Here is a 21374-nt window from a genome sequence, read left to right as displayed (position 1 = left end):
AAAGGGGGGATCTTGCGGCGCTGCCTTAAGCGTTGCTGAGGCGAACTCGCTCCAGTTTTAGCCGATCAATCCTTTACGCATGCTTCACTTCCAGGCATGCCCACCGCATGCACTTTCGCGGCTACGGCAATTCCTTGAACCTCGCTGCACACGTTCTTGTCTCCGGGCGGAGCGCCAGTCGCCTTCATCTGGGCGATTTTCTCTTTTGACAGTGCAAACACCGCGCGGCCAAAGTCGCCAGGCTGTCGGTCGGGGGCTTTCAGAATGGATGCTATCTCTGCATCGCTCTCAAAATCAGACGCCACGACAAAGTACAGATACATGTAGGCGCGCATGTCTTCAGCGTCTTCGATGCGATACCGCATCCAGGCTTGCTTCGTGACCTTTGCAAGCACATCGGTCAACTCGTCAGCGTGCTTATAGCCGACCAGCTCGTTACGGTACTTGCCATACAACCAACGCGTCGTCTCGACGATTGGGATTCTTTCTTGCCCCAATAATTGACGGCTCAGAGCAAGCTCCATATGTTCATCGGGATAGATGTGCAGTTCCAGGATGAGCGTGCCATCGCCTTCGGGAATCTTCGTAGCCGGAAAATGCACCGACGCTTCCTTCTTGAACATCACCTTGTCGAACGTGTCATCAAACATGTGCTTGCGAATCAAATCGGGATCGCCCCCACTCCAATTCACGGTGAAGTCAGTTCCCCTGAACGTGTAGCAGCAAGAGACGCTTCCCGCGCCGCCGCCAGAGGGAAGGACGCTGGAACTGGCCACGCTGCCCGACGCGTCACTGAGACGAACCGGCGCCAGGTTCCAAGGGGTGTAGTTGTACGTAATGAAGCTGACGTCTGAGTAAGTGGGTTCGGCGTTGCAGCCGGCTAACAGCCCCAGCCAAATCAACACGCCGATCAGTCCTTTACGCATGCCTGATCTCCCATCATTCCAACCGCCTGCACTTTCGCAGCCGCGACGACTCCTTGAACCTCATCGCACACGTTCTTGTCTCCGGGCGGTGCGCCAGTCGCCTTCATCTGGGCGATCTTTTCCTTTGACAGCGCAGCCACCGCGCGACCAAAGTCGCCAGGCTTTCGGTTTGGCGCTTTCAACATTGCCGCTATCTCTGCATCTTTTTCAAAATCGGACGCCACCATGAAATAGAGATACATGTAGGCGCGCATGTCTTCGGCATCTTCGATGCGGTAACGCATCCAGGCTTGCTTCGTGACCTTTGCAAGAACATCTCCCAATTCATAAGCATCCTCGTATCCGACCAGCTCGTCGCCGTACTTCCTATACAACCAGCGAACGGTATCGACGATGGGGATCCTGGCGTCCCCTGCCAGATTGCGGGTCAACGCAAGCTCCGTATGTTCATCGGGATAGATATGCAACTCCAGGATTGGCATTCCATCGCCGTCCGGCATTTCCGTGGCCGAGAAATGCACCGACGTTTCCTTCTTGAACATCACCTCGTCGAGCTTGCCGTCGAACATGTGCTTGCGAATCAAATCGGGGTCGGCCCCGCTCCACGTGACCGTGAAATCAGTGCCTGAAAACGTGTAGCAGCAAGAAACTCTTCCCGCGCCGCCGCCAGCGGCGAGGGAGCTGGAACCCGCCACATTCCCCGCGCTGTCACTGAGGTGAACCGGCGCCAAGTTCCACGGCGTGTAGTTGTAGGTAATGAAGCTGACGCCTGAATAGGTGGGCTTGCCATCGCAGCCGGCCAGCAGGCCCAGCAAGATCAGCGCCCCGATCAATCCTTTGCGCATGCTTCGCTCCCGAGCATTCCCGCTGCATGCACTTTCGTCGCGGCGACGATTCCTCGAACCTCATTGCACACGTTCTTATCTCCAGGTGGTGCGCCAGTCGCCTTCATCTGCGCGATCTTCTCTTTTGACAGTGCAAACACCGCGCGGCCAAAGTCGCCGGGCTTTCGATTCGCATCATTCAACAGCGCAGCGATCTCCGCGTCCTTATCGAAATCAGATGCCACAAGGAAGTACAGATACATGTAGCCGCGCATATCCTTGGCGTCTTCGATGCGGTATCGCATCCATGCCTGCTTCGTGACCTTTGCTAGAACATTTTTCAACTGGGTCGCGTGCTCGTATCCGCCCAGCTCATTCCGGTATTCGCCGTACAGCCAGCGAGCGGTTTCGATAATCGGGATCCTGGCATTGCCCGTCAGCTTGCGGCTCAACGCAAGCTCCATATGCTCATCGGGATAGATGTGCAATTCCAGAATGAGCGTGCCATCTCCACCGGGTATCTTCGTAGCCGGGAAATGCACCGCCGTTTCCTTCTTAAAGAGCACCTCGTCGAATTTGTCGTCGAACAGATGCTTGCGAAGCAAAACTGGATCCCCTCCGCTCCACTCCACGGTGAAGTCAGTTCCAGTAAACGTGTAGCAGCACGAGACGCTTCCTGCCCCACCGCCCGCGACCAGTGTGCTGGAACTGGCCACGTTGCCCGATGCGTCACGAAGGCTAACCGGCTCCAGATTCCACGGCGTGTAGTTGTACGTAATGAAGCTGACGCCTGAATAGGTGGGCTCGCCATTGCAACCCGCCAACAGGCCCAGCCATATCAGCACGCCGATGAATCCCTTACGCATGGTTCGCTCCGAAGCCACCTAGCGCCCAGCTTTCATACAGCCGCCGCATCGCTTTGAATTTCTCGTCAGACATTCTTGTCTCCCGCAGGCGCCCCGATGCCTTCGTACGCGCGAGCTTTTCAGCCGACAGCGCAGCAACGGCCCGTCCGAAGTCTCCGGGCTTTCGAGCCGAGTCATTCAACAGCGCAGCGATCTCCGCATCCTTGTCAAAATCCGATGCGACGACGAAGTACAGATACATATAGCCGCGCATGTCTTCGGCGCCTTCGATGCGGTATTGCATCCAAGCCCGCTTCGCGACTTTTGCCAGAACGTCTCTCAACTGATAAGCGTGCTCGTAGCCCACCAGTTCGCTACGGTACTTTTCATACAACCAGTGCGTGGTGTCGACGATCGGAATCCTGGTTTGTCCCTCCAGCTTGCGGCTCAACGCTAGTTCCATGTGCTCATCGGGATAGATGTGCAACTCCAGAATGAGCGAGCCGTCGCCATCCGGCACCTTCGTCGCGGGGAAATGCACCGACGTTTCTTTTTTGAAGATCACCTCGTCGTACTTGCCGTCGTACATATGCTTGCGCATCAATACGGGATCGCCTCCACTCCATTTCACGGTGAAGTCAGTTCCCGTAAACGTGTAGCAGCAAGAGATGCTTCCCTCGCCCCCGCCAGGAGGCAGTGTGCTGGAACCGGCGACTCTTCCCGATGCATCACTGAGGCGCAGCGGCTCCAAACTCCAAGGCGTGTAGTTGTACGCAATGAGGCTGACGCCGGAATAGGTAGGCTCGCCATTGCAACCGGCCAGTAGGCCCAGCGATATCAGTACACCGATCAGCCCTTTACGCATTGTCGAGTTCCGTGGAACCCTGTTCCCCGCAAGATCGCTGTCGCGGCGTCTCGTTGCGCTTCACGTCACACATTCTTGTCTCCCGGAGGCGCGCCGGACGCCTTCATTTGCGCGGTCTTTTCTTTAGCTAGTGCAGCCACTGCCCGGCCAAAGTCGCCAGGCTTTCGACTTGGGTCTTCCAACAGCGCAGCGATCTCCGCGTCCTTGTCGAAATCAGATGCCACGAGGAAATACAAATACATGTAGCCGCGCATGTCTTCGGCGTCTTCAATGCGGTATTGCATCCACGCCCGCTTCGCGACCTTGGCGAGAACATGCTTCAACTGGGTCGCATGCTCGTATCCAACAAGCTCGTTGCGGTATTCCTCGTACAGCCAGCGAGTGGTCTCGACGATCGGGATTCTGGCTTGGCCCGCCAACTGGCGTCTCAACGCAAGCTCCATATGTTCATCGGGATAAATGTGCAGTTCAAGAATGAGCGTGCCATCGCCCTCGGGTATCTTCGTGGCGGGAAAATGTATCGACGTTTCCTTCTTGAATTTCCCCTCGTCGAACTTGCCGTCAAAAAGATGTTTGCGAAGCAAATCCGGATCGCCCCCGCTCCATTTCACGGTGAAGTCGGTGCCCTTGAACGTGTAGCAGCAAGAGACACGTCCCGCGCCTCCGCCGGGAGCCAGTGTGCTGGAACTGGCCACGTTGCCGGATGTGTCACTGAGGCGGACCGGGTCCAGGTTCCAAGGCGTGTAGTTGTAGGTAATGAGGCTGACGCCTGAGTAGGTGGGCTCGCCATTGCAGCCGGCCAATAGGCCCAGCCAGATCATGACGCCGATCAGTTCTTTACGCATCGCTGGCTCCCGCGTTCCAGCGCCACGTCGCCACGCGGTCGCAACGGTTCAATGAGCTTCAGGTCAGACATTTTTGTCTCCCGGTGGCGCGCCCGATGCCTTGATACGTGCAAGCTTTTCGGCCGATAGCACAGCAACGGCTCGGCCAAAGTCGCCAGGCTTTCGATTTGAGTCATTCAACAGCGCGGCAATCTCCGCGTCCTTGTCGAAATCCGATGCCACGAGGAAGTACAGATACATGTAGCCGCGCATGTCTTCAGCGTCTTCGATGCGATATTGCGTCCAAGCCCGCTTCGCGACCCTTGAGAGCACATCGTTCACCTGGTCTGAGTGTTCGTAATCGGCCAACTCGTCGCGGTGATTTTTGTACAGCCAGCGCGTGGTTTCGACGATCGGGATCCTGACTTGTCCCGCCAGATTTCGGCTTAGCGCAAGCTCCATGTGTTCATCGGGATAGATGTGCAGTTCCAGGATGAGCGTGCCATCGCCGTCGGGTATCTTCGTGGCGGGAAAATGTACCGCCGTTTCCTTCTTGAATTTCACCTCGTCGAACTTGCCGTCAAACAGATGCTTGCGAAGCAAATCCGGATCGCCGCCGCTCCATTTCACGGTGAAGTCGGTGCCCTTGAACGTGTAGCAACAAGAGACGCTTCCCGCGCCCCCGCCTGGGATTAGCGTGCTGGAACCGGCCACGTTGCCTGATGCGTCACTAAGGCGAACCGGCTCCAGGTTCCATGGGGTGTAGTTGTACGTAATGAAGCTGACGCCGGAATAGGTTGGCTCGCCGTTGCAACCGGCCAAGAGGCCCAGCCAGATCATGACGCCGATCAGTTCTTTACGCATCGCCGGCTCCCGCGTTCCAGCGCCACGTCTCCACGCGGTCGCAACGGTTCAATGAGCTTCAGGTCAGACATTTTTGTCTCCCGGTGGCGCGCCCGTTGCCTTCATACGCGCAAGCTTTTCAGCCGGCAACGCCGCAACGGCTCGTCCGAAGTCGCCAGGCTTTCGATTTGAGTCATTCAACAGCTCGGCAATCTCCGCGTCCTTGTCGAAATCCGATGCCACGAGGAAGTACAGATACATGTAGCCGCGCATGTCCTCGGCGTCTTCGATGCGATATTGCATCCAAGCCCGCTTCGCGACCTTTGAGAGCACATCGTTCACCTGGTCTGAGTGCTCGTAATCGACCAACTCGTCGCGGTGATTTTGGTACAGCCAGCGCGTGGTTTCGACGATCGGGATCCTGGCGTCCCCTGCCAGATTCCGGCTTAGCGCAAGCTCCATGTGTTCATCGGGATAGATGTGCAATTCCAGGATGAGCGTGCCATCGCCGTCGGGTATCTTCGTGGCGGGAAAATGTACCGCCGTTTCCTTCTTGAATTTCACCTCGTCGAACTTGCCGTCGAACAGATGCTTGCGAAGCAGGTCCGGATCGCCGCCGCTCCATTTCACGGTGAATTCGGTGCCCTTGAAGGTGTAGCAGCAAGAGACCCGCCCCGCTCCGCCCCCAGGAATGAGGGTGCTGGAACTGGCCACGTTGCCGGATGCGTCACTGATCCGAACCGGCTCCAGATTCCACGGCGTGTAGTTGTACGTAATGAAGCTGACGCCGGAGTAGGTCGGCTCGGCATTGCAGCCGGCTAACAGGCCCAGCCCTATCAGCATGCCGATCAGCCCTTTATGCATTCACGGCCCCGTGTTGCCAAACGCACCGTAGTCCACCAGAGCGGTGTTTCGTTAAACCCGACTTCACGCATTCTTGTCTCCCGGAGGCGCGCCGTTCTCCTTCATGTGCTCGATTTTTTCTTTCGATAGCGCAGACACCGCGCGACCAAAATCACCCGGTTTTCGATCCGCATCATTCAACAGCGCAGCGATCTCCGCGTCCTTGTCGAAATCCGATGCGACAACGAAGTACAGATACATGTAGCCGCGCATGTCCTCGACGTCTTCGATGCGGTATTGCATCCAGGCCTGCTTGGCGACCTTGCCCAACACAAGCCCGACCTCATGAATATTGCCGTAATCGTTCAGCGCATCGCGGTGCGTTGCATAGAGCCACCGCGTCGTATCGATGATCGGAATTCTTACCTGGCCGAACAGCTTTCGGCTCAGTGCAAGCTCCATGTGTTCGTCGGGATATATATGCAGCTCAAGGATGAGAGGGCCGTCGCCGGCCGGCGCAGGCGCAGGCGCAGCAGGGAAATGCACCTTGGTCGCTTTTTTGAACATCACTTCGTCAAGCTTTCCGTCGACCAAATGCTGGCGCATTACGTCCACATCTCCACCGCGCCATTGCACGGTGAAATCCGTGCCCTTGAGGGTGTAGCAGCACGAGACACTTCCCTCGCCTCCCCCGGGTGGAACGGCGGCAGTTCCGGCTGACGCGCCCGAGGCGTCGATCAGGCGAACGGAGGCCAGCTCCCACGGCGTGTAGTTGTACGTAATGAAGCTGACGCCTGAGTAGGTCGGCTCGGCATTGCAGCCGGCCAAGAGCCCCAGTCCTATCAACATGCCGATCAGCCGCTTACGCACCCCCGGCCCCCGCTTGGTCAACATTGACGTCGTCCGTTCCCGGCGGCTGCTTTTTTGGCGTCGACTTATTCGCTCGCATCCCCGGCGGTGCGCCAGATGCTTTCATTTGCTCGATTCTCTCTTTCGACAGCGCAGCCACAGCCCGGCCAAAATCGCCGGGCTTTCGGCTCTTGTCTTTCAGCAGGGCCGAAATCTCTGCATCGTTCTCGAAGTCCGAAGCGACTGTGAAGTAGAGGTACATGTACCCGCGCATATCCTCGGCATCTTCGATCCGATATTTCAGCCACGCCTGCTGCGTGACCTTTGCAAGGTCGTCCCCAAACTGATGAATATGCTCGTATCCGATCAGCTCGTTGCGATAGTTCCGGTACAACCAGCGTATGGTGTCGGTGATCGGAATCCTGTCTTGCCCTGAGAACTGGCGGCTTAATGCAAGCTCCATATGTTCATCGGGGTAAATGTGCAATTCCAGGATGAGCGTGCCGTCACCGCCGGGTATCTTCGTGGCTGGAAAATGCACCGACGTTTCCTTCTTGAATTTCACTTCGTCGAACTTGCCGTCAAACAGATGCTTGCGAAGCAAATCCGGATCGCCGCCGCTCCATTTCACGGTGAAGTCGGTGCCCCTGAACGTGTAGCAGCAAGAAACGCTTCCCCCGCCGCCGCCCGGCACGAGGGTGCTGGAACTGGCTACGCTGCCCGATGCATCACTAAGGCGAACCGGCTCCAGGTTCCAGGGCGTGTAGTTGTAGGTAACCAAACTGACGCCGCTATATACCGGCTCCCCGTTGCAGCCCGCCAAGAGGCCAAGCCCCAACAGCGCGCCAACCACCGCCCTACGCATTCTTGTCCCCCGGTGGGGTGCCCGCTTTCTTGATCTGATCAAGCTTGGCCTGCGGCAACGCCGCGACTTCCTGGGCAAAGTCGCCCGGCGCACGTCCCGGCCGCTCCAGAATCGCCTTCATCTGCGCATCCGAATCAAAATTCGATGCCACCGTGAAGTACAGCCGCATGTACTGGCGCAGGTCTTGCTTGTCTTCAATTCGGTACTTCGTCCACGCCGACCGCAGCACTTTCGCGGTGACGCGCAGCAGTTCGGCATCGCTTCGGTAGTCGCCAAGCGCCGCGCGATGCTCTCGCCACAGCCAGTCCACGGTATCGACAATGGGAATCCGCGTCTGGCCCAGCAGCTTGCGGCTTAGCGCCAGCTCCATGTGTTCGTCGGGATAGATGTGCAGCTCTAGGTACAACGGGCCATCTCCCGACGGGATCTCGGCCGCCGGAAAGTTAATGGCGCCCTGCCGGTCGAAATAGAGCGAGTCGGCCTTGCCGTCATGCAGATGCTTGCGCAGCAGTTCGGCGTCGACGCCGCGCCAGTCCACCGTGAACTGGGTGCCCTTGAGCGTGAAGCAGCAAGTGACCGAGCCTTCACCACCGCCGGGGCTGACCTGCATCGTTGACGCGACGCCATCGTCTTTGTCCTTGACGCTGATGCTGCGGATGTTCCACGGCGTGTAGTTGTAGGCGATGAAACTGACGCCTTGGTAGATCGGCTCGGCATGGCACCCCGCCGGCATGCCCAGCCACAACAACGCGGCGATCAGTCCTTTACGCATTCTTGTCTCCCGGTGGAGTACCAGCTGCCTTGATCTGATCGATCGTCGTTGGCGGCAACTCGGTGATCGCCTTGGCGAAATCGCCGGGTGCGCGTCCTGGCTTGCTGAGTATTTCCTTTACATGCGGATCTGCGTCGAAGTTCGAGGCAACGGTGAAGTACAGCCGCATGTACTGACGCATGTCTTGCGCGTCCTCGATCTTGTATTTCGTCCACGCTTGCTTGGCGACTTTGGCCAGTACGTATCTGACTTCGTGAATGCTTCTGTAGTCATTCAGCGCATCGCGATGGTTCTGGTACAGCCAGCGCGTGGTATCAACGATCGGAATCCGAACCTGGCCGAACAACTTTCGGCTCAAGGCGAGTTCCATGTGCTCGTCGGGATAGATATGCAGTTCCAGGATGGCGGGTCCGTCTCCGGGAGGCATGTTCGCGGCGGGAAAATGCAGCGTTGTCTCCTTGCTGAACATCACCTCGTCGAACTTTCCGTCGTACATATGCTTGCGCATGAGATCGGCGTCGCCACCTCGCCATTTCACGGTGAAGTCTGTTCCCGATAGCGTGTAGCAGCACGAGACACTTCCCTCTCCTCCGCCTGACGGAACCATGCCCGTTCCCGCCACGCTACCGGACGCGTCGATGATCTGAACGAGTTCCAGGTCCCAGGGCGTGTAGTTATAGGTGATGACGCTGACACCCCGATAGGTGGGCTCGGCATTGCAGCCGGCCAATAGGCCCAGGCATATCAAGACGCCAATCAGCCCTTTACGCATTGCTTGCTTCCAAGTTGACCCATGCCACGCAATCTCGCGTCAGACATTCTTGTCTCCCGCCGGCGCGCCCGTTGATTTCAGACGTGCAAGCTTGTCAGCGGACAACGCGGCGACGGCTCGACCGAAGTCTCCCGGCTTTCGATTTGGATTTTGCAAAACTGCCGCGAGATCCGCATCCCTATCAAAATCGGACGAGACCAGAAAGTAGAGCTGCATATATGCCCGCATATCCTGCGGCTCCTCGATGCGATACCGCGTCCACGCTTGCTTGGCGACTTTTGCGAGGACATAGCGCAACTCATGTATGTCTTCGTAGTCGACCAGCTCGTCTCGATGATGCTCGTAAAGCCAACGGGTCGTGTCAGGAATTGGAATTCTGGCCTGACCCAATAGCTGTCGACTCAAGGCAAGCTCGATGTGCTCATCGGGATAGATGTGCAATTCCACAATGAGCGGGCCTTCGCCCGCAGGGGCTTCCTGATACGGGAAATGCACCTTCGTTTCTTTGGCGAAGAGCACGTCGTCGAATTTCCCATCGAACATATGCTTGCGCATCAGGTCAGCGTCTCCGCCGCGCCACCTGACCGTGAAGTCCGTTCCTTTAAGCGTGTAGCAGCACGACACGCTGCCTTCACCGCCGCCAGACCGAATCATGCCGCTTCCGGCTACAGCGCCTGAAGCGTCGATGATTCGGACGGAGGTCAAGTCCCAGGGCATGTAGTTGTAGGTGATGAGGCTCACGTTTGGGTACGTGGGCTCGGCGTTACAACCGGCCAACAAGCCCACGCAACACAGCAACGCGATCCATGCCCTACGCATGTCTGTCGCTCGCCCCGTCAAGGCCGCACGGGGGTCATCTGTTGAATGTTCTGCTCTGCTCGCGCGGCCTGGGCCTCGACCCTTTCCGCGTTGCGCATGTCCTTGGCTCGCTGCGACATTTCCGCCTTGGCGTCGGTCTTGGCGAACACATCCTTGTCGCGGACGCGGAAGTACATCGTGGTGCTGGCCAGCAGGTGATCGGGCCAACTGCTCAACATGGCATCGTGCACCAGCCAGTCGAACAAGGTCATGACCTTGGGGGGCAACTGCGTTTTGCCGTCGCGGGCGTCGCGCCAGGCGGTCAGCAGGCGCTTTTGCATGGCGCGTTCGGCTTTCATGTCGGCTAGCGGATCGGGGGCTTTTTGTGGCGTGCCTCCACTACGCTTAATCAATTCGTTGCGCATATCCTCGCGGTCTCGCATATCCTGGTCCATCCCTTCAATGGAACGCAGCACCTGCGGATTATTGATTTCCAAGTCCGCGCGGCGCTTCGCCGTGGCGGCGTCCTGCTGCTCAGCACTCTCCAGGCTCTTGTATTCCGCTTCAAGCCGTTCCCATAGGGGCAGGAAACGCTTGGGCGGTGCTTCTCCGCGGCTTGCGATGGCGCGTTCTCGGCGTTCTTCCACAAGGGCTTCAAGCTCGCGATGCCGCGCAGTGGTTTCGGGCTTGGCTAGTTCTTCCCGGGGCAGCGTCGACAAGCGCCGCGTTTCTTCCATGAGCTCTTGCTCGGGGGTAAAGTAATTGCGGTCTTTGATCCAGGCTTCGGCGGGGTCTGAAAGCTCGGCGCGAAACACCGGATCCTGATACCGCACCGCCAGCCAGCGCAAGAAGATTTCCATGTGCGGTGCGAAATCGCAGCCGGGTTCGTACTTGACGAGTTCGCGGTAGGCAGCGACCAGTTCCTGGACGTAGTAGCTCTGGCCTTCGTCTTCGATGGGGTCGGCCAGGCTGAGCATCCTGTACACCGTTATGTTGGCCTGCACCAACTTTTCCATGCTATGAATGGCCGCGCCATGAGATATGGCTAGGTTCATCATTTCTCGCAACGGAATCCGGGATAACGACGCTCGGGCCCCTAGGGATCCCATGGGTGCCACCCCAGTAATGTCACCGCTTGATCCAGGATACAAATACTGCGTACCCCTCGTTTTTTCGAGCGAATCCATGCGCTGGTTGCGCCGCAGTTCATGCGCGGCCGCAAAGTGCACGGCCTTCTCCACCGCGGCGGGAACGGTTAACGTGCGGTCCTTATGGCTTTGCTTGAGCAGATCGGTGAACGGGAAGAATTTCAAAAACGTATTCTCGTCCATTATCGATGCCACAGCATCAAACAGCCCTAGAAACCGAATACGTATCGGAGCATCGGGCGCACCGTCCTTTCCAATAATTGCTAAATCCTGGTCGTGGCGACGCTTGTATTTTTTGACAATATCATTGATGAATTGCTTCGCGATAATTCCGCCCCGGTCCCCACCAAATACGGTGATCTCGATACGCACGACTTTCTCTGTGCCTGAATTCGACGCCTGATATGCCTGCTCGAACTGACGCTTGGCCGCCTCCAGTCGAATGTCCACACCCGTTCCCATCAAGTACGCAACTGCCGCGTTGTCACGCACGATCGGAATGCCTTCCATGATCGTGGCTTTAGCGGCGTTCTTCGTCGCTGTCCAGGCGACCTTTAGCGGGTTCTGCTTGAAGTCGGCCCAGATCCCACGGACCGTCGCTTCTGCTCGATTTCGCAAGCGCTCTGGATCCATGACGTTCCATACCCTCACCGTCGTTTGAGGCAAGGCTTTGACATCGTTGATGACGTCTTTGAAGACCTTAACCATGGGTTGGAACGACCCGTCCTTGACAGACTGTTGCGTAGCCTTTTTTAGGCGGCCCACGCCATCCACATTAGGAACTTCATCAAGGCGCGTAACGTTCTTCACCCCCTCCTGCGCACTAGAGATAGCCTTGTCGGCCATTTTCCCACCGGCGACTTTGAGTGCATTTACAATAATGTCGGCTTTTGCGCTCTCGTTCAGATCTACCCCAATGCCGGAGTAGTACAGCGCGAACCAGCGTTGTTTCTTCGGTTGTGAATTGTCGTCTTGAGTAAAGTGAGCCGCCCACAACCGGCTCACATTCGACAAGAACGTCGGGTTCGCCATATCCAGGTCTTTATTACGACCAAAACCGTCGAAAAAGAACCCCATTCGCAATGTGATGCCGCATTCCACACATGTGGCCTTTGGGTACGCAGCCTCATTCTCGGCCATCGCCTTCAACACGGAAGCTGGCGTACGATCCTGCTCTGGCACTTGCACATCAGACATTTTTGTCCCCAGGTGGAGTGCCAGCCGCTTTCATCTGAGCTATTTTCTCTGCCGATAGCGAGGACACCATTTTGCCGAAATCCCCCGGCTTTCGGTTCTTGTCCTCCAAGGCGGCCGAAATTTCCGCATCTTTCTCGAAATCTGAAGCCACCGTGAAGTATAGGTACATGTATCCCCTCATATCCTCCGCATCTTCAATCCGGTATCTCATCCAGGCCTGCTTGGCGACCTTTGGAAGCACGTCTCCTAATTCGTAGGCGTCCTTATAGTTATCGAGTTCTCCACGATAGTTCGTATATAGCCACCGCACGGTATCGACGATCGGAAGCCTCACCTGTCCCAACAGCTTGCGGCTTAAGGCAAGCTCCATGTGTTCATCGGGATAGATGTGCAACTCGAGGATGAGGGGGCCATCGCCTTCCGGAGTGTTCAAGGCCGGAGAATGCACTTTCGTTTCCTTCTTGAAGATCATTTCTTCATACCTGCCGTCAAACAGATGTTTGCGCAGCAAATCAGCGTCGCCTCCGGTCCACTTCACAGTGAACTCGGTTCCCTTCAATGTGTAGCAGCAAGCGACTCTGCCCTCCCCACCTCCAGCGGGAATGGCGCCTGAACCAGCGAAACCACCGGACGCATCGCTGATCTGGACCGACTCCAGATTCCAAGGCGTGTAGTTGTACGCAATGAAACTGACGCCAGAGTAAGTAGGTTCCCCATTGCACCCCGCCAACAGCCCCAGCCAAATCAGCACGCCGATCAACCCTTTACGCATTCGTGACTCCCGTGTTATCCAGCGCCCAGCAGCCCCGCGGCCACGACGTTTTGTTCATCTTCACTTCAGACATTCTTATCTCCCACCGCTGCGCCTGACGTCTTAATCCGTGCAAGCTTGCCGTCCGACAACTCTGTCACCATGCGGCCAAAATCGCCGGGTTTGCGATTCGCATCATTCAAAAGCGCCGCGATTTCCGCGTCCTTGTCGAAATCCGATGCGACCAAGAAATGGAAATACATGTACCCCCGCATATCGGCGGCGTCGTTTATTCCGTACTGCGTCCAAGCCTGCCCCGCCACCTTGGCTAACGCGCGCTGCAAGTCATACACATTCTTGAACTGGCCCAACGATGCGCCATGCGTCTCATACAACCAACGCGTGGTCTCCACGATCGGTATTCGTACCTGTCCCAGTAGTTCCCGGCTCAAGGCCATTTCCATATGCTCGTCGGGATAGATATGCAGTTCTAGATACAGCGGCCCCTCGCCCGGCGGAATCTTCGTCGGGGGAAACTCGACGGACGTGGTCTTCGTGAAGAAAGCCGATTCGTACTTTGCCTCGTCGTACATGTACTTCTGCATCAATGCGCCATCGCCCCCGCGCCAGCGCACCTTGAATTCCGTGCCCTTGAGCGTGTAGCAGCACGCCACCGCGCCTTCACCGCCGCCGGGGCTGACCGATCCTGTGCCGGCTTTTCCGCCCTGGGCATCCTGGACCTGGACATACTCCAGGTCCCACGGCGTGTAGTTGTAGGTAATGAAGCTGACGCCCTGGTAGGTCGGCTCGCCATTGCAGCCCGCGACCAGGCCCAGCCCCAGCAGCCCGGCCGCCAGCCTGGTGGCCACGCCCCTACGCATCACGACCATCCTGACCAGCCCAATGCAAGGCCTGCACCTCGTCCCACACCGCGTCCGGCACGCCCGCCAGCGCCTTTGCCAGCGCGCCGTCATCGCCCGGCTGATACGCCCGCAAGCCTTCACGGATCAGCGGATGCTCATCAAAGCGCGGCGAAATCGATATGCCCCACGCCACATAATCAAACGTGTCCTTGTCGCCCGCCACGCCATGTGCGCGCGCGCGTTCCAACTGCGCTTGCACTCGCGGCACCAGCGCGTCCTGATCCGGGTCGCCGGGTAGCAGGCCGGGATACAGGCGGCGTAGTTGCACCGCGAGCTTGTCGGGGTAGTCCAGGTCGAACAGCATCTGGTGCTGCTCGGGCGTGAAGCGTTGGATGCCGTCGGGTTGGTCTGCGGGCAGCCTGCCGGTGCCGGTCAGTTCAGCCTGCGATCCGTCACGCAGTGCGTAGCGCAAGGTGATGAGGGGCGAGGCGAAGCGGGCGCGTTGTTCGGCGGTCCAGACTTGCAGGGCGCGCGCCAGGATGCGGGTGTCGTACCAGTGCAGGAAGAACTCGCTGGCGTCGGGCAAGGCGTAATCGCAGAAGCGGCCGAAGTGCGCGATCAGTTTTTCCAGGGGCACGGCGGACGCGAAGCTCATCATGGCGTAGCGGCCGCTGCTGCGTTCGTGCAGGGCGTTCAGTACGCGGACCAGCGGCGTACTGAAATCCGCCCGAGGCGGCCCGCGCAGCACGCCTTGGGACGCGCCGTCCACTTCAATCAGCAGGGGCGCCACGTCGCCGTAGATGTCCAGCCCGGTCTGCGCCCAGACCGAGCCAAAACTCAGATCTTCGGTGGCGGTGATGCGGGCCAGCAGATCGGGGTGGCCACGAAAATCAACGATCACGTACGCCCGCGCGGCTTCGCCGTAGGGGCCACGGTGATGCGGCAATTCAGCGAAGGTGGAAAGCAGCGCCTGCTGCCAGGAATAAGCCATCGCCCTTACGCCTTGTCGGTGATGGACTGCACGCTCTCCTGGGCGTCCAGCACGCAGCTTTTGCAGACCGTGAACTGCGGAAACGGATACGGCATCTGCGTGGGGCCGGAGAATTGCTTGTTGCCGGTCTTGACGTCGATGCGGCCCGGCGCGGTGACCGTGATGTTGCCGCCTTCGATGACGATGCTCGCGCCCGCCGCGTTGGCGATGCGGATGCGCTTGGGCGAGGCGTATTCAATGCCGGCGTTGGCGCTGATCATGCGCAAGTCCTGCTGCGCCTGCACGGTCAGCACGTCGTGCTGCGAGATCACGTCGACTTCGCCGGTGCCGGCGATGAGATCCAGGCCCGACTCCGCCCCGCCCTTTTGTACGCCGGCCACGATGCCCAGCGCCTGGCCCGTATGCACGCGCAGCGAGCCGACGACGGCCAGGTTGTGGTCTTGTCCGGCCGACCAATGCACCAGTTCGCCCGCCGCCACCTGCACATTGCGGCCGGCCGCCTGCGTCAAGCCGGCGCGGCCCGCCATCAGCACCAAGGGGTCGGTCAGGTGCGGCACTTTGCCGTCGACCACTTCTGTGTGCTTGGCCGAGGCATCGCCCGCCGCGCCGCCGACGGCCTGGCCGTCCACCGTACCGGAGACGGCGTGCGTCATGGCGGCCAGGGGTGCGCGTTCGCCGTCCAGGCGGCTGGCGCCCGCCGACGTGGTGCCGCGTGCCGAGGCCAGGCGCACGCCCTGGTGCGCGCCGATCACGCCATCAAACGACTGCGCCATGATGTCGGCCTGCCCGGCCAGCGCCAGGGGCGCCGCCGCGTCGCCGGCGGGTTCGCTGCCGCCGGCCGTGTAGGTGGTGAGCAGCACGCCCGCGCCGCCGCGCAAGGCGCCGAACGCATCGGTGCGCAATTCCGCGCCCACGCCGCGCACGTTGCCGCGATAGTTGCCGGCCTGGTGGATCAGATGGCCCAGGTTCAATTCGCTGGCGGACTGTGTGGACTTGATCTGCATGCGCAACTGGCCGTCGCTGTCGTCGAAGACGATCTGGTTGTAGCCGTCGCCGCCGAATTCCTTGCTCTTGAAGCCGCTTAGCGCCGCCGCGTTGCGATGCTGTTCGTCGCCGGCCGCCGCGCCATGCCAGGCGGGTGCGTTGCCGCTGGCCAAGTTGGCCTGCGCGCTGGGCTTGCCGTCCATGGCGGCCGCGTACACCTCGGTGTTCATGGGCTCGCCGGACTTGCCGCCCGGTGTGGACGGAATGCCGCCTTCGCCGCGCCCGTTGTATAGCGCGCCAACGACCAGGGGCTGATCGATGTCTTCATCCAAAAAGCGCACCAGCACTTCCTGGCCGATGCGCGGCACGAAGCTCATGCCCATGCCCGCGCCCGCCTGGCGTTGCGCCACGCGCGCCCAGCGGCTTTTAGCCAGGCCATCGCCATCAGCCTGCCAATGAAAGCGCACGCGCACGTCGCCGCGCGCGTTGCGGTGGATCTCGTCTTCGCCGCTGGCCTCGGTGGCGCCTTCGGCGTTGGTGACGATGGCGGTGTGTACGCCCACGGCGGATGGCGCGCCCGCGAGTCTTGCCCCACGTGCCACGGCGGGCAAGGCTCGCCATGGGCGGTCGCAGCGCACGGCGCGAAAGCGGTTGGCATAGCCGACCTCGTGCGCGCGCGCCAGCACGGCGGCGTCGGGGCGAGGCGCGCCGATGCGTGCGTCGTCTTGATGCAGGCCGGGGTCGATGGCGTCGTCGATGGCGTAGTGGATCGCGTGGCCACTGTCCGCGCCGTGTTCCGACTCGGACGCCTCGTCGTCTTCAAAGCACAGGAAGTCGTCCAGCGCGCCCAGCTTGTCGGCCAGGCTGGCGTCGGCCTGCCCGGGCAAGTTGTTGATGCCGACGTGTTCCAGGCGATCCAGCGCGAAGGCGGGCTCGAACCCCGCTTCGCCCGCTGGCCCCAGCGGCGACATGTCTTGCAGCGTGAAGCGCGTGCCCGATCGGAAGGTGCGCACGTTGCCGCGTCCGATGAAGGTCTCGGCGCTGGCCTGCGCGGCCTGCATCAACAGGCTGGCCTGAAACTGCGCGTGCGCCTGGTTCAGCAAGCCGCCGTGGCCCAGTGGTTCAAACCATTCCAGGCCGGCGCTGTCTTCGTCTGAGCCATTAGCGGGGCCGGCCAGCGCCTGGCCGGTTACGGCGTGCTTGCCGCTGTCGTGCCACGCCAGGACCGTTACCCGCTCGACCGCGCGGCGTTGCCTGCGCACCAGCGCCTGCACGCCGTCGCGCGTTTCCGTGGCGTGCGCGCGTTGAAAGCGCACGCCCGCGCTGGCGGACTCGGCGTCTTCGGGCAAGCCACGGCTATCGGCGAAGATCAGCACGGCATGGCGCGCGGGCGCGCCGCTGTCTTCTACGGTGGTCCAGCCCAGGCCCGATTCCGCAAGCAGGCGCGACAGGAAGGCGTAGTCTGTTTCGCGGTACTGCGTGGTGTAGGGGCGCGCGGGCAGGTCCGCCAGGTGGCGCTCGACGTCGTCGGCGACTTTGTAGGTGTAGCCTTCGTAGCTGTCCAGCACATGGCGCACGATGTCCAGCACTGGTTGGTTCTCGTAGATGCGGCTGTCGCGCCGCTGGGTGGCCAGCCACAACCAGGGCGCCAGCGTGACGCGGTAGCGCGCCTTGCCCGCATTGCCGCCCAGCATTTCGGCGGCGCGCACGATGCCGCTGCGTCCGGCTTCGCTGCCATCGGCGCGCGTGGCCCACAGCGTGGCCGGGCGCGACACCATGTCATTCAGGTCCAGGCCCGCGTCTTGCGACAGCGCCACCACACGCGTTTCGCCCAGGTCCGACAGGCCTTCGCGCGCGACCCAGCCTTCCACTTGCAGGGACGCCAACGCGCCCTCACCGTCCAAGCGGTAAAGGCGGGATTCGGCGCTGGCACTGCTGTTGCTTGGGTTCACAGCCATAAAGCAAAAACCTTAAGGGGGGACGTCGGTGATAAGGGCCACATTGGGACGATGACGGTTAAACGATGACGATTCAGGGTTCGACGTTGGCCTGCGGCGTGGGGCATTCGGCGGCGGTGCCCCACTGGCCCGCGCACACTCTCAGCCGGCATTGCTCGCCTTCAATAAAGCTGAGCTGGCGGCATTCCTTCAAGCGTTCGGACAAGGAGGATCCCGGCATCACGCGCATGAAGATGCCGTCGGTCTTGTATACGCGGGTGCCGGGTGGCGAAGCAGGCGGCAGGCCGTAGTTCATCAATGCCGACAACAAGGCCGCATCGGTATCGGCCGGCGTGGCGGACTTGCGCGCGGGGTTGGCCTTTGGGGCAGCGGCGGACTTGGCCGCGCGCGGGGCGTCGCTACCATGCAGCGTGCCAGCCTGCCGCGCGCGCTGCTCGGCCGCCTGGCGCGTGGGGCCAGGCGCGGCGGCCGTGGCCGGCGGCGTCATCGCCAGCATGGACAGCGGGTTGGTGGGTTCGCCCAAGGGTTCGGGATCGCCACGACCCAGGTCCGCGTCTTGCGCGGGTGGCGACTCATCGATGATGGCGGCGACCTCTGGCGGTTTATCAACAGGCGCGGGCGCCACGCTGGCGACGGGCGCAGTTGAAGGCCCCTTCGCTACGGAAGGGTCGTTGGCCTGCGCCTGCAACGGCGCCGTTGTGTCTTGCTGAATGAACCAGGTAATGCCGCCCGCCAACAACGCCAGCAGCAATGCCAGCGCCACCCAGCGACCGGCGCGTGTTCCACGCCGCGTCGCAAGGTGTTTGACCTCGGCTTCGGGCGCGCGCCCTTCAAGCGCGGCCAGGATGCGCGTCGGCTCGGCATCGCCACGCGCACGCGCGGAGCCACTGAGCAAACTCGGCGCGGTCGTCGTAGGGCGAGCTTCTTTTTCGTCTTCTGCCATGCGGGTTCCCGTGTCAGCAGGAGGCGTGTGCAGCCCCCCTGTAACCAAGCCCGTCGAGAATACCCGAACACCTCTTTTCGATCACTCTTCCTTGTTACGATTTCTAAGGGACCGACGCGGTTTGCAACGCCGGATCACTTGCCTCAAGGGCGAATAGAACAAAAGATTACGCCTTCACATGAGGGACCTATCTTGTTACTGCTACTGCCCCTGTATTTTTTACTGGCGGTGGGCGTCTCCGCTCTCCTGTTTTTTCCGGCTCTGCGCCAAGGCGCGGTCCGGAGTTTGCGCGCGTGCGCACAGGGCGTGGCACGGGGCGCGACGCGCGGCGCAAGCCATGCGGGCGGTGCCGTGGGCGGTACGGCGGGCGCCGTGCAAGGTGGGCTGAAAGTGTCTGCGGGATGGGTTGCGCGGCATCGTTGGCAGGTGGCAATCGGGCTGACAGTTGTATTGCTTCCGTCACTTTTTGCTTTCCTCATGCGACACAATCACACATTCGTTTACAGCCCTCAAATGACGGGTCCGGACCGCAGAATCCAGGCATTGCTGGAGGGTGAACGGCTGGCCACACCCGCCCCCTTGCCGCCCGAAGCGTTCACCACGCGCGAAGTGGAATTGGTGCGTCCGAAGCTGGGCGGCGCCAGCCGCAATTGGGATCTTCTGGATGCCGATTTCCGTCAGCGCCTGCTGCTGGCCTATCGCATCATGCGCGAGCAGCACGGCTACGAAATGGCGCTGATCGAGGGCTATCGCAGCCCCGAGCGGCAGGAAGAGCTGGCGGGCATGGGATCGCACGTGACGAATGCGGGCGCGTTCCAGAGCTATCACCAATATGGTCTTGCCGCCGACAGCGCGTTCTATCGCGACGGCAAGATCGTCATCTCGGAAAAAGACCCCTGGGCCATGCGCGGCTACGAGCTGTTTGGCCAGACCGCCGAACTGGTCGGGCTGACCTGGGGCGGGCGCTGGAAGATGATGGACTTCGGCCACGTAGAACTGCGCCGGCCCGGCGTGATGCAACGGTCGGGAGGCTGACCGGACACCCATGGGACGCTTGCTGAAAAAAAGTCTGCTGGTTCTGGCGCTGTTCGCCGTGGTGTGGCTGGCCGTCATCATCTGGTGGCAAGAGTCGCGCACTTTGCCCACCGGCGTGGACATCGGGCTGTATCTGTTCGCGCTGCCGCTGGCCGTGCTGGGCGCGCTGTGGCTGGGCGCGAAGGCGGTGCGTGCCGCGCGTGCGCCCAAACCGCAGCCGTCGGCATCCGCGCCCGCTACTGACGAAGCGCCCGCGGCCTTGGCCAAACTGCGCATCGTCGCCGTGGCAGCGCGCGCAGCCGCCGGCCCGGACGCGGCGGGAATCGCGGAGGCGCTGGTTGAACAGCAACGCCCCGAGCTGGACCCTGAACTCAAGACCTTGCAGGGCTTTCCCGTGTTTGCCGCGCGAGTGCCGCAGCTGGATGACGTGGAACTCTACGCCGCCGCGCGCGAACGGGGCGCGCCCGCCGAGGCACTGGTCACGGCCGGCCTGCGCGCAACGGCCCTGCTGACCGACATTGCCGCCACGCTTACCAACGACGCACACCGCCGCGTGACCGAACTGGATGTGCCGACTCGCGATGAAGACTGGCCCTTGCTGCGCTTTGACATCGTGCTGCCAGCAAGCTGGCCGCAGGCAGCCCGCGACCGCGCGCATGCGCAAGTGCTGGCGGCGGCCGGGGTCTGGCCCGATACGCGCGTCAACGCCACCGAGCACAGTGCGCGCGACGCCATGGCCGTCGACATGCTGCTACGCGAACTGGCCTCGGCATCGGACAGCGCAGCCGACGCCCCCACATGGCGCATCGTGCTGGCGGCCGACGGTTATGTGGACCAGGACCTGGTGGCGCAATGGGATGCCGACGCCCTGCTGCTGACGCACGCGAATCCGCAAGGCCGCGTGCCGGGCGAAGCCGCCGCGGGCGTGCTGCTGGGCCAGGCTCATGCCACGCCGGCCACATCAACCGCCTCGACCGCCGACGCCACCGATGTGCATGTGGCCCTGTCGCCCGTGACTCATCGCCAGAAGCCCGCCGACGCCCGGGGCGCGCAAGCCGAACCCGCGTTGGCCGACCTGACGCGCGACCTGATACAGCGCGCCGCCGTTGCGGCCGACAGCGTCATCCACGTCATCAGCGACGCCGACCATCGCGGCAGCCGCCCGCTTGAAGCGCTGAACGTGGCCTCGCAATTGTTTGAACATCTGGACTCCGCCAAGGACTGCCACGCCGTGGGCGTTGCCTGCGGCCATACCGGCGTAGCCGCATCGCTGCTGACCCTGGCCGTGGCCTGCGAAGCCTGCATGCAGTCCGAACCGCAAGCCGAAGCGCAGTCCGTACCGCAGTCCCAGCCCGCCGTCGTGACCCTTACCCTGCAAGACCCCGCATTGCGCTGTGCGTCCCTGGTCTACCGACCCGCCGCCAGCACCACCGCCTGACTCGGAAAATAACAGCGAAAACCATGCGTAGCCCCTCAGG

At 61.0% G+C, this 21374-nt stretch carries 20 protein-coding genes; 2 read left to right on the top strand and 18 right to left on the bottom strand.

Annotated features, from left to right (window positions below; translation table 11 throughout):
• Positions 1 to 65: 65 nt before the first annotated feature.
• The 18 genes from P8T11_RS23985 to P8T11_RS23900 all read right to left on the bottom strand — a co-directional run bounded on the left by P8T11_RS23985 (position 66) and on the right by P8T11_RS23900 (position 18861).
• Positions 66 to 926, bottom strand: a complete 861-nt coding sequence (locus P8T11_RS23985; RefSeq protein WP_268079706.1) for a hypothetical protein — start codon at positions 924 to 926, stop codon at positions 66 to 68.
• Entirely contained in the window at positions 911 to 1771 is an 861-nt protein-coding gene (locus P8T11_RS23980; protein ID WP_268079707.1) for a hypothetical protein, read from the bottom strand. Before P8T11_RS23980 ends, P8T11_RS23985 begins: the two co-directional genes overlap by 16 nt.
• Positions 1756 to 2616, bottom strand: a complete 861-nt coding sequence (locus tag P8T11_RS23975; protein WP_268079708.1) for a hypothetical protein — start codon at positions 2614 to 2616, stop codon at positions 1756 to 1758. Before P8T11_RS23975 ends, P8T11_RS23980 begins: the two co-directional genes overlap by 16 nt.
• The gene (locus P8T11_RS23970) at positions 2609 to 3460 is read right to left on the bottom strand and encodes a hypothetical protein (protein WP_278072151.1); all 852 of its coding nucleotides are present in this window, start codon (positions 3458 to 3460) and stop codon (positions 2609 to 2611) included. The genes P8T11_RS23975 and P8T11_RS23970 overlap by 8 nt, the downstream gene beginning before the upstream one ends.
• Positions 3461 to 3525: 65 nt before the next feature.
• The gene (locus tag P8T11_RS23965; RefSeq protein ID WP_268079710.1) at positions 3526 to 4305 is read right to left on the bottom strand and encodes a hypothetical protein; all 780 of its coding nucleotides are present in this window, start codon (positions 4303 to 4305) and stop codon (positions 3526 to 3528) included.
• Positions 4306 to 4368: 63 nt separating this feature from the next.
• Positions 4369 to 5148, bottom strand: a complete 780-nt coding sequence (locus tag P8T11_RS23960) for a hypothetical protein (protein ID WP_268079711.1) — start codon at positions 5146 to 5148, stop codon at positions 4369 to 4371.
• A gap of 63 nt (positions 5149 to 5211) precedes the next feature.
• Positions 5212 to 5991, bottom strand: coding sequence for a hypothetical protein (locus tag P8T11_RS23955; protein ID WP_268079712.1), 780 nt, complete (start codon positions 5989 to 5991; stop codon positions 5212 to 5214).
• A 63-nt stretch (positions 5992 to 6054) separates the two neighbouring features.
• A complete protein-coding gene (locus P8T11_RS23950) occupies positions 6055 to 6864 on the bottom strand; it encodes a hypothetical protein (RefSeq protein WP_268079713.1) in 810 nt (269 codons plus the stop codon).
• The gene (locus tag P8T11_RS23945) at positions 6833 to 7672 is read right to left on the bottom strand and encodes a hypothetical protein (RefSeq protein ID WP_278072150.1); all 840 of its coding nucleotides are present in this window, start codon (positions 7670 to 7672) and stop codon (positions 6833 to 6835) included. Before P8T11_RS23945 ends, P8T11_RS23950 begins: the two co-directional genes overlap by 32 nt.
• Before the next feature lie 4 nt (positions 7673 to 7676).
• Positions 7677 to 8456 (bottom strand): hypothetical protein, encoded by a 780-nt coding sequence (locus tag P8T11_RS23940; RefSeq protein ID WP_268079715.1) that lies wholly within the window; start codon positions 8454 to 8456, stop codon positions 7677 to 7679.
• Positions 8449 to 9228, bottom strand: a complete 780-nt coding sequence (locus P8T11_RS23935) for a hypothetical protein (RefSeq protein ID WP_268079716.1) — start codon at positions 9226 to 9228, stop codon at positions 8449 to 8451. Before P8T11_RS23935 ends, P8T11_RS23940 begins: the two co-directional genes overlap by 8 nt.
• 39 nt (positions 9229 to 9267) lie before the next feature.
• A complete protein-coding gene (locus P8T11_RS23930; protein ID WP_268079717.1) occupies positions 9268 to 9969 on the bottom strand; it encodes a hypothetical protein in 702 nt (233 codons plus the stop codon).
• A 95-nt stretch (positions 9970 to 10064) separates the two neighbouring features.
• On the bottom strand, positions 10065 to 12371 hold the full coding sequence (locus P8T11_RS23925) for a phospholipase effector Tle1 domain-containing protein (RefSeq protein ID WP_268079718.1): 2307 nt from the start codon (positions 12369 to 12371) through the stop codon (positions 10065 to 10067).
• Positions 12364 to 13143 (bottom strand): hypothetical protein, encoded by a 780-nt coding sequence (locus P8T11_RS23920; RefSeq protein ID WP_268079719.1) that lies wholly within the window; start codon positions 13141 to 13143, stop codon positions 12364 to 12366. Before P8T11_RS23920 ends, P8T11_RS23925 begins: the two co-directional genes overlap by 8 nt.
• A gap of 65 nt (positions 13144 to 13208) precedes the next feature.
• A complete protein-coding gene (locus tag P8T11_RS23915) occupies positions 13209 to 13991 on the bottom strand; it encodes a hypothetical protein (RefSeq protein ID WP_268079720.1) in 783 nt (260 codons plus the stop codon).
• Between the two features lie 4 nt (positions 13992 to 13995).
• On the bottom strand, positions 13996 to 14976 hold the full coding sequence (locus P8T11_RS23910) for a DUF4123 domain-containing protein (RefSeq protein WP_268079721.1): 981 nt from the start codon (positions 14974 to 14976) through the stop codon (positions 13996 to 13998).
• A gap of 5 nt (positions 14977 to 14981) precedes the next feature.
• The gene (locus P8T11_RS23905; protein WP_268079722.1) at positions 14982 to 17918 is read right to left on the bottom strand and encodes a type VI secretion system Vgr family protein; all 2937 of its coding nucleotides are present in this window, start codon (positions 17916 to 17918) and stop codon (positions 14982 to 14984) included.
• A 73-nt stretch (positions 17919 to 17991) separates the two neighbouring features.
• Complete coding sequence (locus P8T11_RS23900; protein WP_268079723.1) at positions 17992 to 18861, bottom strand: hypothetical protein; 870 nt, start codon at positions 18859 to 18861, stop codon at positions 17992 to 17994.
• Between the two features lie 192 nt (positions 18862 to 19053).
• Between P8T11_RS23900 and P8T11_RS23895 the strand changes: the two genes are divergently transcribed.
• Both P8T11_RS23895 and P8T11_RS23890 read left to right on the top strand, forming a co-directional pair.
• Positions 19054 to 19896, top strand: a complete 843-nt coding sequence (locus P8T11_RS23895; protein WP_404976451.1) for a M15 family metallopeptidase — start codon at positions 19054 to 19056, stop codon at positions 19894 to 19896.
• A 10-nt stretch (positions 19897 to 19906) separates the two neighbouring features.
• Positions 19907 to 21334, top strand: coding sequence for a hypothetical protein (locus tag P8T11_RS23890; protein WP_268079724.1), 1428 nt, complete (start codon positions 19907 to 19909; stop codon positions 21332 to 21334).
• The last annotated feature ends 40 nt before the right edge of the window (positions 21335 to 21374 follow it).

Source organism: Achromobacter spanius, from assembly GCF_029637605.1.
Classification (GTDB): Bacteria; Pseudomonadota; Gammaproteobacteria; order Burkholderiales; family Burkholderiaceae_B; genus Achromobacter; species Achromobacter spanius_E.
The sequence above is the reverse complement of the archived record's forward strand: the minus strand, read 5'-3'. Positions and strand labels throughout refer to the sequence as shown.